Origin of the sequence: Providencia sp. PROV048, from assembly GCF_033688165.1 — a bacterium.
Taxonomy (GTDB): domain Bacteria; phylum Pseudomonadota; class Gammaproteobacteria; order Enterobacterales; family Enterobacteriaceae; genus Providencia; species Providencia hangzhouensis.
The window spans coordinates 832,324-845,458 of sequence record NZ_CP096360.1 but is presented as its reverse complement, the minus strand read 5'-3'; the positions used below and the strand labels follow the sequence as shown (position 1 = coordinate 845,458).

The window sequence follows — 13,135 nt, the reverse complement described above, 5'->3', positions numbered from 1 at the left end:
ACAGTATTATCCTGTAATTATCTTTACATGAAGGTTAATTGTAGGCACTTTCACCATGAGAAGTAATATCTAAGCCTTCCCTTTCTTTTTCAACATTAATTCGTAAGCCTGACGTTTTCTCTGCAATTTTAAATGCGATATAAGCAACAATTGCAGTCCAAACAACACAAACTAGGATGCTAACGGCTTGAATTCCTACTTGTTTCATCATCGTAATACCTTCCGCATAGCCACTTCCGCCTAATACCGTTGAGGTAAATACCCCCGTGAGTAAACACCCTAAAATGCCACAGACTCCGTGAACGCCAAAAACATCGCAAACATCATCAACTTTTAACCGACGTTTTAAAATCACTACCCCCCATAAACCTGCCAATCCAGAAAGTAGTCCGATGATTAATGCCCCGCCAACACCCACAGTACCCGCAGCAGGCGTAACACCGACTAACCCAGCCAAACACCCAGAGCAAGCCCCTAATAATGAAGGTTTCTCCCTGAAAAGCCATTCCGCTAAAGTCCACGATAAGATAGCGCCTGCCGCAGCTGCGATAGTGTTCACAAACGCGAGTGCAGCAATACTATTTGCACTTCCAGCCGAACCTGCATTGAAACCAAACCAGCCAATGAATAATATGGAAGTTCCCATAAATACCATAGGTAGGTTATGAGGTTTAATGGCTTCTTTCCCTAACCCGGTACGATGCCCCAGTAAGTAAGCACCAACTAAGCCTGCAACAGCCGCATTAATATGAACAACCGTCCCCCCTGCAAAATCTAATGCGCCATCTTGGGATAAAATACCACCTCCCCACACCATATGTGCCATTGGCAAATAAGCAAATGTAGTCCAAATAAGGGTAAAAATTAGAATTGCAGAAAATTTAATTCGCTCTCCTAATGCACCAATCACTAATGCAACCGTTAAGCATGCAAATGCACCTTGAAACACGACGTGAATAAATTGAGGGATCGGCCCAGATAAGCTTTCTACAGTAATATCTTTCAACATGATCTGGCTAAAACCACCGATAAAATCATTCCCCTCACTAAAAGCTAAACTGTATCCATAAACAATCCAAATAACAGACACCAAAGCAAAAATAACTGCAGTTTGAGCCATCAAAGAAAGGACATTTTTGCTTCTTAGTAGCCCACCATAAAATAATGCGATACCTGGCAGTATCATAAAAATAACTAAAGCAGTCGCTATCATCATAAATGCGTTATCAGCTTTATCTAGGGTTTCCTCTGCTGCAAACACGGTTATTGGAAAACCACCCATTGATATCAATAAAAATAAGTATTGGAACCCTTTGCTCATAGTTGCTCTCCTACAGTGCTTCGTCTTGTTTTTCACCTGTACGAATACGTACTGCTTGCTCTAATGACAAAATAAATATTTTTCCATCCCCGACTTGGCCCGTATAAGCTTTTTTTTCAATTGTTTCAATCACCTGCTCTACCAACTCATCAGAAACCGCTATTTCCATACGTACTTTAGGTAAAAAATCGACAGTATATTCAGCTCCTCTATATAATTCGGCATGTCCTTTTTGCCGCCCAAACCCTCGAACTTCAGTAATCGTAAGCCCTTGAACCCCAATATCTGATAGTGCCTCTCGAACTTCATCTAATTTAAATGGCTTAATGATCGCGATGATATATTTCATGTTCACTCCTATAAGTCATATGAATAAGCTGCTTAATACTTCGGACAGCACTGACTTTATAGCAAACCGTGTGCCAAAATATATTTATCCATAAAATTCAATAGGAAAGAACAAAATAAAAAACCACTCGAATGAGTGGCTTTAAGGTATGCATTATAAGAGTGCAGAATAATTAACTAGGTATAGCCTCAATTTCAGCATCACTATGGGCATTTAATGATTCTCCAACTTGCTGCAACTGGTACATTTGATAATAACGTCCTTTTTGTTGCAAAAGCTGTAAATGTTTACCTTGCTCAACAATTGCACCACGATGTAACACAACGACTTGGTCAGCGTCGACAATTGTCGATAAACGGTGGGCGATCACAACTAACGTAGTATGTTGGCGAATCACTCGTAACGCTTTTTGTATCGCTTGCTCTGTCCCTGAGTCAATATTCGCAGTTGCTTCATCCAAAATTAAAATTTTGGGTGTCACCACAAGGACTCGGGCCATCGCTAATAACTGTCTTTGCCCTACAGACAAGGTATTTCCCTGTTCACCAAGCACGGTATCTAGCCCATCAGGTAAACCACGAACCAACCCAGCAAGCTGAACAGTTTCAAGAACTTCCCAAACTTTGTCTTGGCTAATCTCACGTCCTAATGCGACGTTGTCAAAAAAAGAAGCAGCGAGGACAACAGGGTCTTGTTGTACCATTGCAATACCATTACGTAATACTTGGTGGGATAGTGAACTCAAATTACGTCCATCTAATAAAATATCTCCCTCCTGCCACGGGTAATACCCCATAATTAAATTTGCTATGGTACTTTTACCGCTGCCTGTATGGCCGACTAATGCAACGAAGTTATTATCAGGCACTTGTAAATTAATATCTTTAAGTACCATTTTGTTATCACGGTAAGCGAAAGATAAATGGTTAATTGAGATTGAACCTCCTTGTAATGGCTCAATACTTTCACCATAACCTTGCTGCGGACTATCCATTAATTCAAATACACGCTCACCAGAAACAACAGCTTGCTGAAGCATTGATTGCTGAGAAGTTAACTCAATAAGCGGCTCATTCAAGCGACCTAAATAGTTAATAAATGCATATAAGACACCAACACCAATGGTAGTCGTTCCTTCGAACCCAAATAGCAATAGCAAGCCACACAATACTGAAGCTGAAAGTAAACTTAGTAATGGCCTTAATAGTAAGCCATCAAGTTTTAATGCTTTCATTCTTGCAAAATAATGGTCTTGGCTAATACTTTGCATTTTTTCGCCAAACCTAGCCTGTTGGATAAATTGCTGAATAACTGTCATTCCATTAATGACTTCGTTAAAACCGTTATTAATATCTGCAAGATAAGATCTCACACGGCGCACAATGGGCGTACTTAAACGCTGATAAACAAGCATTACCACAAATACTGCAGGAAAAATCATCACTGCAATTGATGCCATACGCCATTCCAATGAAAACATAGCAACTAACATGGCACAAATCAGGGCTAAACTACGAAATACTGTCGGCACAACCATCACAAATAGATCTTTAATAACTTCAGTATCATTTGTAACTCGTGAAATTAATTGGCCAACAGGTTGCTTATCGAATGCACTTAGGGGCTGTCGAAGGGCTGCATTCATCACATCTGTACGTAATGTTTGCACTACCCCCACAGAGGCTTTATTAAATAAAATAATTTGATAGTAATGTAATAACGCTGCAATAACTTGGAGCAATATAAAACCAACTGCCATATATAAAGCAAGTGGCATGATGATTTGTTTTTTCGCTATCATGTTATCAATAAAATAGCTGATTAGCAGAGGCCCACTAACTTCTGCAATAGCGGCTAACCATAGCATTGCAATGGCAATACCCATGGTTCCTCGGTATGCTTTTCCATAACCAAGCAAACGCTTGAGTGCTGGCCATAGCGGTTTCTTTTGGCTCATAGCTCACCATCCAGAGCAGCTTCAATCTGTTGATACTGATACATATCTTTATACCAACCCGATTGCTCAATAAGCGCTTCATGTTTACCTCGACTAACAATAGCACCTTGAGATAACACAATAATATTGTCTGCCTCTACCAATGCAGATAGACGATGGGCGCTAATTATCATAGTCCTACCCTGCCGCCAATGGCTTAAATTTTGTAAAATTGTAAACTCGGTCTGCCCATCAACAGCAGAAAGTGCATCATCTAACACCAAGATTTCTGCATTTTGCAAGATAGCCCTTGCAATAGAAATTCGTTGTTTCTGCCCGCCAGATAACATGACACCGCGCTCACCAACCTGAGTAGAATAGCCTTCAGGTAAACGTAAAATATCATCATGTACACAAGCTATACGCGCAGCCTGTTCAATTTCATCTTGAGTGGCATTAGGCCGCCCAAGCGCGATATTGTCAGCAACTGTATCTGAAAATAAAAATGGGGACTGATTTACGATAGATAACCGAGCACGCCATTCATCTAAACGGATTTCGGGTAGTGATAAGCCTTGATAGCAAATCGCCCCTTCCGTCACATCAAATTGACGCTGTAATAACATCAACAACGTTGATTTTCCAGACCCCGTCGGCCCACAAAGCCCCAAAAATTGTCCAGGTTTTAAATCAAACTTAATATCATGTAATGCTATTCGCTTAGTTTCTGGATAACTAAAGTTGATAATATTCACATTCAAGTTTCCCTTTTCAGGCTGTAATGAATGCGAACCATCCTGAATGACTAGCGGTTCATTGAGTAAACTTAGAATACGGCTATAAGCCGCACTACCTCGTTCAACGATATTAAACATCCATGCGAGCGCTAACATCGGCCAAATCATTAACCCTAGATACATCACAAAGCTCGTTAATTCGCCTAGCGTCAGTGTGTCGTTTAATACCATCCAGCTTCCACCTGCAATAGCGAGTAAATTTGCCATACCAATCGCCATAAAAATGGTGGGGTCAAAACGCGCATCAACTTTAGCAACATGCATATTGCGACGCCCTGCCTCAGTAGCTACCTGTTCAAATTGATTTGATTGATGATCTTCAAGGCCAAAAGCTTTAATCATACGAATACTTGTTAAACTTTCTTGCGCATGATTATTTAAAGACGAAAATGCCCCTTGAGCATGCTTGAAACGCTGATGAAGCTGGTCTCCATACCGTTTAATGATTAATGCCATAATTGGCATTGGAATGAGTGCTAGTAAAGTAAGCTGCCAACTAATTTCAACACTCATCATGATGAGCACCGCACACCCCATCACCAATGAGTCAACTAATGTTAAAACACCTTCACCAGCTGCAAACACGACTCGGTCAACATCATTCGTTGTACGTGCAATTAGGTCTCCCGTTCGATACTTATGGTAAAACGCTTGATTCTGCAGACTTAATTGCCGATAAAACTTTTGTCGTAGCTGTACAGCTAACTTATAAGAAGCACCAAATAACCATAAACGCCAAATATACCGCAACCCATACACAACCAATGCAATCAACAGCATGACTAAAACATAAGTGATCAATTGCTTTGTCGACATTGCCCCTTTACTAATTCCATCAACAACAACACCAACAATGCGTGGAGGAACTAATTGTAAAATAGCAATGATAATTAAAAAGCAAACAGCGCCGAGATAGCGCCGCCATTCACTCAAAAAATACCAACCTAGTTGTGAAAATAATCGCACGTAATACTGCCTTGAATATATTGATTTATTGATGCCTAAGAATGAGAGACCGTAATTATCTAAGCTATTACGAGGTTAGTCAGGGATAGGCAATACTGTCGTATATTTGATTTTTTCCATTGCAAAGCTTGAAGTTACATCTATTAGACCATGAACGCCATTGACTAGCTTTTTATAAAATAAGTCATATGATTTCATATCATGCACTTCGACTTGCATAAGATAATCATACTCACCAGCCATGCGATAAAACATCAGCACCTCAGGAAGTTGACTAACAAAAGAAACAAATTGCTCATACCACTCACTATTATGATGCTGTGTTTTAATTGTCACAATTACCGTTAAACCTAAACCTAGCTTCTCACCATCGAGTAAGGTCACTCGCCCTCGAATATAGCCTTCATCTTCAAGCCTTTTTAATCTTTTCCAGCACGGAGTAGATGTTAAATTAACAGCTTCAGCAAGGGTATTTAAGGATAGGCTACTGTCATTTTGCAATAAACAAAGCAGTTTTTTGTCTATTTTATCTAACATAATTACTCTCTTGGCTTGGGTGTAAGTGCTTTTATCGTTATTTTATTAGCTGTATAACTATATTATGCAAAATTGAATAATTAAAAAACAATAAAAATGTTACCAAATACCATGATTATAGAATATTTTTATACAGATAACCAAATCAGCATATAAATAGTCCTTCAATCAAACTAATTTGATAAAAATAGAACTATGAATTACATCCCAGTATCGCTAACATGCTTTACTCTCTTTCCATCACATTTTGATAATGATATATCACCAAGGAGTACCTATGAAACGCGCAGTTGTGGTTTTTAGCGGAGGCCAAGACTCAACAACCTGTCTTATTCAAGCTTTGCAAAACTATGATGAAGTTCATTGTGTTACTTTTGATTACGGCCAGCGCCACCGTTTTGAAATCGAAGTCGCACAGAAATTGAGCGTATCTTTAGGTGCTACAGCACATAAAGTGTTAGATGTCACATTACTCAATGAATTGGCAATCAGCAGCTTAACTCGAGATAACATCCCAGTTCCTGATTTTTCAGAAAGCGAGTCCAGTACTTTACCCAGCACTTTTGTTCCAGGGCGCAACATTTTATTCCTCACATTAGCAGCAATTTATGCTTACCAAGTAAAAGCAGAAGCGGTGATAACCGGTGTTTGTGAAACTGATTTTTCAGGTTACCCAGATTGCCGAGATGAATTTGTCAAAGCCCTCAATCATGCTGTAGACCTCGGTCTTGCCAAAAATATTCGCTTTGAAACCCCATTAATGTGGTTAAATAAAGCCCAAACATGGGCTCTTGCCGACAGTTATGGCCACCTTGAAACCATCAGGCAGCAAACACTGACTTGTTATAATGGTATTCAAGGTGATGGTTGCGGTGAATGTGCTGCCTGCCATTTAAGGAGCAAGGGCTTAAATGAATATTTAAATGATAAAGAAGCCATCATGCTCTCATTAAAGCAAAAGCCATAATGAATTAGTCAAACACACAGCCTATCATTAGCTTATTCGTAATATTCAAGCTAATGGTAGGCTAGTTTTGAATAAAGTCTTCAGAACCTACTTTGAATGACTCTAGTTTCTCACGCAATTGTTCATCAATAACAATCGCTTTATTCTCTATGTTATCGATAAATACAAATGTCACATAAGCATCAGAAACTACCTCTTGAGCCCCTGCTTTATTGCGAATTATTTGTTGATAACAGACTGCGCTTTTAGTACCGATTTTATCCATTCGAGTCACTACTGTCAGCTCATCACCAAGCAAGACGCCTTGGATATAATTTACATTAATATTCACCGCAGCCATTGTTAAATTGTTTTTTATCGCCCAACTAATGAAATTACGCTTATTCATCCATTCCCAGCGGTCCGCTTCGTAGAATTCTAAGTAACGTGCATTATTAACATGTTGAAAAATATCTATATGATAACCATGAACTTTAATGTGTGTTGTCATAACTACTCCGACCAGTTTATTTTTTAATAACATAAAAATAACAAATGTACGGAAAATGTGCTGAATGATTATCAATAATAAGACTTAGCTCGCAAATTATTTATAAAAAGCTTAGTTTTCTGCTTAATTATTAACCTTTAATATATTACCCCCATACTCTGTATGGGGGATTTTAGTTACAAAGTTAACTTATCTTTATTCTTTTCTAAAAATGCAGGACCTATCCCCTGAACTTCTAAAATATTTTCAATGGAATTAAAAGCACCATATTTTTGCCTATATTCAACGATTGCTTTCGCTTTTTGCCTACCTATACCAGTAAGTTTTTCTGCAAGTTCTTCTTCACCCGCTAAGTTGATATTCACTTTGTCAGACTGGCCATGGCTCGTTGATGGTGAGTTATTACTTACTTGTTTTTCTTGAATGACAGCCTCTGTGGCTTTTTCTCGCTCAATTTTCTTAGCCAAAGAAAAAGAAGAGAATGAGCATAATAAAGAAAGGAGCAGAACAATACCTAATCTGCATTTATTGACTGAATTCCATAACATATTTGTTCTCCTGTGTATGTTGAGACACAACGATGCCATAGAAAAATACGGAACACTTTTCAATAATACTGAAAATACGAAAGGCCACCCAAAGGTGGCCTTCTATTCATGAAGTTACAATTTTACTTGCGAAGCTGCTCGCAATTACTCAATATTCAGCACTTCAATTTTTGCATTCTCACGCAAATTAAGCATCAGAGCTTCATTGACCGCAGAACTCATAGCACCTTGGTATTCACGAGTCAGTTGCTTTAACTCATCATCCGTCGGTTGGCCTAGCGTAACTTTATCTAGTTGAATAAGCACATAGTTATCGGACTCATCACGCGCAAGTGCATAACTTGGTTTACCATCAGCAGGTTGCGGCATTTCCATCGTTGCATTAATAACCGCTGTTTGTGGCATTAAACGAGAAACAGTTTGAGTATCGGAAAATTTAACCCCCGCCGCATTTAGAGCTTCTGTTCCTTTACCCGCATTTAACTCAGCAAGAAGTTTATCACTCGTAGCTTTCAACTCTGCATCCGCTTTTTGGCGCTTAACCAGAGTTTCAATTTCGGACTTAACCTTATCAAAAGGTTCAACGCTTTCAGGTTTGTACTCTGTTACACGCACAACAAATGCACGGTCCCCTTCAACGTTAATAACATCTGAGTTGATCCCTTTAGAACCATTTTTATCCACTAAACGGTCGCTAAATACTTCACTGACCACTTTAGGGAAATTAAGTGCGGCAGGTGGATTTGTTCTATCAAACCAATCCGTTGTCACAGCTTTCAAACCAGATACAGATTCAACCGAAACTAATGATTCCATATCACTCGTGGCAGCCTCACTAACCTTCTGCTGTAAGTCATAGAATTGTTTAATGTTTTTATCTTGAAGTAAGCTAGTTTTAATACTTTCTTCAACTTGCTCAAACGGTTTAATAGATTCAGGTTTAATATCATCTAAGCGAAAGATAACATAACTATTTTGTGATTTAACAGGTGCCGAAAGTTGCCCTTTTTCTGTTAATTTTGCGTCCACAATTTCGCTTGGCGTTGATGCCGCTTCCATCCAACCAATCAAGCCTTTTTGCCCTGCACTGAATTTATCCGTTGATTTTTCAGTTGCCAGTGTTGCAAAGTCCGCACCTTGTTTTAATTCATTCAGAATATCATTTGCTTCTTTTTCTGAAGCTACCTGAATCATGCTGTACTGTTTTTGCTCTGCCTGAGTATAATTTTTCAGGTTTTGATCATAATACGCTTTTACTTCCTCAGCTGACACTGTCGCTGGCGGCATTGATGCAGCATCCATTTCAACATAGCTTACTTGTACTTTCTCAGGTGAGATAAAGCTATTTTGGTTGGCATCATAGTAGGCTTTTAATTCTTCTTCAGAAGCTGTTTGTTTTGCTTGAACCTCTGCTAAATCTAAGATTGCAGTACGAATTTCACGTTCTTGCATAAATAATTCAGCATATGCTTTAACTTCTGATGGTAAAGCGAAATCCGTTCCAGTAAAGGTTTTTCCTAACTGAGCTCGTGTAAGGTCTTGGCGAATTTGAGCCGCAAGGCTATCCGCGTTAATGTTGTTACGACTTAAGATCTCACGATATTTTTCGCTATCAAACCGGCCATCTGTCTGGAAAACAGGCATTGAGAAAATATATTGCTCAATTTGCTGGTCACTTGCTGAGAGCTGTAATTCATTAGCATACTGATTAATCAGTTCATTGTTAATCAAGTTATCAAGAGCTTGACGACGCAGTAAATTCATACTTTCTTCATTACTAGCGACTTCTGAGAATTTATCCCCTAGGTACTCTTGTAATGATTGGCGTTCTTGTTGAAAAGCCTGCTGTAGCTGTTCACGGCTTATTGATTGCCCGTTAACTTCAGCTGCATTATTTGCACTGTTGCCACCGAGGCCCCCCATCATAACGCCACCCAACACGAATGAAAGGATAATCAGCGCCAGTATTATTTTGAGCAAAGGACTATTCGCCTTTGTGCGTAAATTTTCCATCATAAAAAGGCTTAACTCCGCTTTGTTGAATTCAATTTCCTGATAATACGCTAATCTTAACTCAGAAAGAAAAAAAAGCGCACCATTTCAATGGTGCGCTTATATATTAGCTGATTAAAGACATTCCGTCAGTTTGAGTTTTCGCAAAATTACGAGAAAGACAAACTTAAATACCTAATTAGCTATTTACAGCGTCTTTAAGACCCTTGCCTGGACGGAAAGCAGGAACTTTCGCCGCAGCGATTTTAATTTCTTTACCCGTTTGAGGGTTACGGCCTGTACGTGCTGCACGCTCACGAACAGAGAAAGTCCCAAAGCCAACTAGAGCAACATCATCCCCTTTACTCAGAGAACCTGTTACAGTAGCAACGAACGCGTCAACAACACGACCTGCTGCAGCTTTAGAAATATTCGCATCAGAAGCGATTTGATCAATCAGTTGAGCTTTATTCACTCTTATCATCCCCATATTAGTTGGACTATAAATCTCTTAATTAACTATAGCAGTTATTAGTATAGTTAATTAATGATGCAGCCGTTATATCAATCCTGATTACCAATGGCAAGAGAACAGATTGCATACAAACAATTATCAGAATCATCGTTAAATTAGCGATGAAAAAAAAGACTGACAAGCCCTAAATTAGCTGTCAGTCTTAATTTTATACAAACTTCTTGATTCAGCTCACTCTTTTAGCTTTCTTTTTAACTACTTCTGCCCCAAAAGGAGGGTTAACTAAAGCTAAAGAAAGAACTTCTTCAATTGTTTTCACCGGATGAATTTCGAGATCCGCGATCACATTTTGAGGAATTTCCTCTAAATCACGTTCGTTTTCTTTAGGGATTAATACGGTTTTAATCCCTCCGCGGTGTGCAGCCAATAATTTTTCTTTCAGGCCGCCTATCGGGAAAACTAAACCTCTTAAAGTAATTTCACCTGTCATTGCTACGTCAGCTCTAACTGGGTTACCCGTTAAGCAAGAGACTAAAGCGGTTGACATCGCAATCCCCGCACTCGGGCCATCTTTTGGTGTAGCGCCTTCTGGTACGTGAACATGAATATCACGTTTTTCATAGAAATCACTATTTATACCCAGTTTTTCTGCTCGAGCTCTAACAACCGTTAATGCCGTTTGGATAGACTCCTGCATGACTTCACCTAAAGAACCGGTATAAGTTAGTTTGCCTTTGCCTGGCACACATGCAGTTTCAATAGTCAGTAAGTCACCACCAACTTCAGTCCAAGCAAGGCCTGTAACTTGCCCAACACGGTTTTCTGTGTCTGCTTGGCCATAATCAAAACGGCGAACACCCAGATAATCTTTCAGGTTATCAGCGTTGATTTCAATGTGCTTAAGCTTTTTGTCCATGAGCAGCGCTTTAACCGCTTTACGACACAATTTAGAGATTTCACGCTCTAAACCACGAACTCCAGCTTCACGAGTGTAATAACGAATAATGCTCATTAAAGCACTATCATCGATAGTTAACTCATTCTTTTTCAATGCGTTACGTTCAATCTGCTTAGACAGCAAATGTTTTTTCGCAATATTCAGTTTTTCATCTTCTGTATAGCCAGAAAGACGGATGACTTCCATACGATCTAACAATGGTGCTGGAATATTCATCGAGTTGGATGTTGCAACAAACATCACATCAGACAAATCGTAATCCACTTCCAAGTAGTGATCGTTAAAGGCAATATTTTGTTCTGGGTCAAGCACCTCTAATAATGCAGAGGCTGGGTCACCACGCATATCAGATGACATTTTGTCAATTTCATCCAATAAAAATAGTGGGTTTTTGACCCCTACTTTTGCCATCTTTTGAATCAGCTTACCTGGCATTGAACCGATATAGGTACGACGGTGACCGCGAATTTCAGCTTCATCACGCACCCCACCTAATGCCATACGAGTGTATTGACGGCCAGTAGCCTTAGCAATAGATTGCCCCAAAGAGGTTTTACCCACGCCCGGAGGCCCAACCAGACAAAGGATTGGCCCTTTAATTTTACTGACGCGGCTTTGCACTGCCAAATACTCTAAAATACGGTCTTTCACACGCTCTAAACCGTAGTGATCGGTATCTAACACTTCTTGAGCTTTAACTAAGTCTTTTTTGACTTTACTACGTTTATGCCATGGTACCTGCACCATCCAATCAATATAGCTACGGACAACAGTAGCTTCTGCTGACATTGGCGACATCATTTTCAGCTTCTGCAATTCTGCTTCTGCTTTCTCTTGTGCCTCTTTTGGCATTTTCGCTTCTTCGATTTTACGTTTTAGCGATTCATATTCGTCTGGCGCATCGTCCATTTCACCCAGCTCTTTCTGAATGGCTTTCATTTGCTCATTCAGATAATACTCACGCTGGCTTTTTTCCATCTGTTTTTTAACACGATTGCGGATGCGTTTTTCCACTTGCAGCAGCTCAGTTTCTGACTCCATCATGGCCATCAAAAACTCTACACGCTCTGCGATATTTGCCATTTCTAAAACGCGTTGTTTATCCGCTAATTTTAGTGGCATGTGAGAGGCAATGGTATCTGCCAGTTTGTCTAGCTGATCTTGTTCAATCGCATGTAACGCGGTTAATACTTCAGGTGGAATCTTTTTATTCAGTTTTATATAACTTTCGAACTGACTAACGATAGTGCGGTACAACACTTCGTTTTCTTTTTCATCAAGTGCGTCTGATGATTGAGAACCCGCTGTCGCTTCATCATACGCTGCGTGTTCAGATTCATTATTTTGCTCTGCAGCTAAATATTCTGCTTGCGCTAAGAAATATTCGCCATTATCTGTCAAACTGGTAATACGTGCGCGTCGTAGACCTTCAACGAGGACTTTAACGGTGCCATCAGGCAGTTTTAGCATCTGAATAACGGATGCGACTGTACCGACAGCAAATAAATCATTCACCCCTGGCTCATCAGTCGAGGCTTCTTTTTGCGCAACCAGCATTACCTGCTTGTCATGATCCATCGCTGCTTCCAGACTGTGAATGGATTTTTCACGTCCAACAAACAGTGGGATCACCATATGTGGGTATACCACTACATCACGCAGAGGCAATACTGGTATTTCAATGCGTTCGGAACGCTCAGGATTCATAAAGCTCTCTCTTCGTTTAGCTCACGCTAGTTTAAGGGTTTCTATCTCTTGTTTTAAAATTACTTTCTAGAACAAGGAAACCACACCTCAGA

The 13,135-nt window shown here is 39.7% G+C and carries 11 protein-coding genes; 1 reads left to right on the top strand and 10 read right to left on the bottom strand.

From position 1 onward, the window contains the following. Window positions 1–34: 34 nt before the first annotated feature. The 5 genes from amtB to M1F26_RS03550 all read right to left on the bottom strand — a co-directional run bounded on the left by amtB (window position 35) and on the right by M1F26_RS03550 (window position 5,906). Complete coding sequence (gene amtB, locus M1F26_RS03570) at window positions 35–1,321, bottom strand: ammonium transporter AmtB (protein WP_140172115.1); 1,287 nt, start codon at window positions 1,319–1,321, stop codon at window positions 35–37. Window positions 1,322–1,331: 10 nt separating this feature from the next. Then, window positions 1,332–1,670, bottom strand: coding sequence for a P-II family nitrogen regulator (gene glnK, locus M1F26_RS03565; RefSeq protein ID WP_004905421.1), 339 nt, complete (start codon window positions 1,668–1,670; stop codon window positions 1,332–1,334). A gap of 172 nt (window positions 1,671–1,842) precedes the next feature. After that, entirely contained in the window at window positions 1,843–3,627 is a 1,785-nt protein-coding gene (locus M1F26_RS03560; RefSeq protein ID WP_004905423.1) for a SmdB family multidrug efflux ABC transporter permease/ATP-binding protein, read from the bottom strand. Further along, window positions 3,624–5,369, bottom strand: coding sequence for a SmdA family multidrug ABC transporter permease/ATP-binding protein (locus M1F26_RS03555; protein ID WP_140172114.1), 1,746 nt, complete (start codon window positions 5,367–5,369; stop codon window positions 3,624–3,626). The genes M1F26_RS03560 and M1F26_RS03555 overlap by 4 nt, the downstream gene beginning before the upstream one ends. A 75-nt stretch (window positions 5,370–5,444) precedes the next feature. After that, on the bottom strand, window positions 5,445–5,906 hold the full coding sequence (locus M1F26_RS03550; protein ID WP_004905429.1) for an Lrp/AsnC family transcriptional regulator: 462 nt from the start codon (window positions 5,904–5,906) through the stop codon (window positions 5,445–5,447). A 277-nt stretch (window positions 5,907–6,183) separates the two neighbouring features. Here M1F26_RS03550 and queC point away from each other — a divergent pair, with 277 nt between their 5' ends. Beyond that, a complete protein-coding gene (gene queC, locus M1F26_RS03545) occupies window positions 6,184–6,873 on the top strand; it encodes a 7-cyano-7-deazaguanine synthase QueC (RefSeq protein WP_109911897.1) in 690 nt (229 codons plus the stop codon). Window positions 6,874–6,934: 61 nt separating this feature from the next. On the opposite strand, the gene M1F26_RS03540 is transcribed toward queC, so the two are convergent. The 5 genes from M1F26_RS03540 to lon all read right to left on the bottom strand — a co-directional run bounded on the left by M1F26_RS03540 (window position 6,935) and on the right by lon (window position 13,043). After that, window positions 6,935–7,363: an acyl-CoA thioesterase gene (locus M1F26_RS03540; protein WP_036958551.1), complete on the bottom strand. Its 429-nt coding sequence runs from the start codon at window positions 7,361–7,363 to the stop codon at window positions 6,935–6,937. A gap of 176 nt (window positions 7,364–7,539) precedes the next feature. Further along, window positions 7,540–7,911, bottom strand: a complete 372-nt coding sequence (locus tag M1F26_RS03535; protein WP_036958552.1) for a ComEA family DNA-binding protein — start codon at window positions 7,909–7,911, stop codon at window positions 7,540–7,542. 144 nt (window positions 7,912–8,055) lie between these two features. Next, window positions 8,056–9,927 carry a peptidylprolyl isomerase gene (ppiD, locus tag M1F26_RS03530; RefSeq protein WP_136134841.1) on the bottom strand — a complete coding sequence of 624 codons (1,872 nt, stop codon included), beginning with the start codon at window positions 9,925–9,927 and terminating at the stop codon, window positions 8,056–8,058. Between the two features lie 175 nt (window positions 9,928–10,102). Then, entirely contained in the window at window positions 10,103–10,378 is a 276-nt protein-coding gene (hupB, locus tag M1F26_RS03525) for a nucleoid-associated protein HU-beta (RefSeq protein WP_004914513.1), read from the bottom strand. Between the two features lie 226 nt (window positions 10,379–10,604). Beyond that, window positions 10,605–13,043: an endopeptidase La gene (gene lon, locus M1F26_RS03520; RefSeq protein WP_004905440.1), complete on the bottom strand. Its 2,439-nt coding sequence runs from the start codon at window positions 13,041–13,043 to the stop codon at window positions 10,605–10,607. Between the last annotated feature and the right edge of the window lie 92 nt (window positions 13,044–13,135).

Bases quoted from the DNA above. Each gene is read 5' to 3' on its own strand.
- amtB (WP_140172115.1), bottom strand. From the start codon at position 1,321: ATGAGCAAAGGGTTCCAATACTTATTTTTATTGATATCAATGGGTGGT.
- glnK (WP_004905421.1), bottom strand. From the start codon at position 1,670: ATGAAATATATCATCGCGATCATTAAGCCATTTAAATTAGATGAAGTT.
- M1F26_RS03560 (WP_004905423.1), bottom strand. From the start codon at position 3,627: ATGAGCCAAAAGAAACCGCTATGGCCAGCACTCAAGCGTTTGCTTGGT.
- M1F26_RS03550 (WP_004905429.1), bottom strand. From the start codon at position 5,906: ATGTTAGATAAAATAGACAAAAAACTGCTTTGTTTATTGCAAAATGAC.
- queC (WP_109911897.1), top strand. From the start codon at position 6,184: ATGAAACGCGCAGTTGTGGTTTTTAGCGGAGGCCAAGACTCAACAACC.
- M1F26_RS03540 (WP_036958551.1), bottom strand. From the start codon at position 7,363: ATGACAACACACATTAAAGTTCATGGTTATCATATAGATATTTTTCAA.
- M1F26_RS03535 (WP_036958552.1), bottom strand. From the start codon at position 7,911: ATGTTATGGAATTCAGTCAATAAATGCAGATTAGGTATTGTTCTGCTC.
- ppiD (WP_136134841.1), bottom strand. From the start codon at position 9,927: ATGATGGAAAATTTACGCACAAAGGCGAATAGTCCTTTGCTCAAAATA.
- lon (WP_004905440.1), bottom strand. From the start codon at position 13,043: ATGAATCCTGAGCGTTCCGAACGCATTGAAATACCAGTATTGCCTCTG.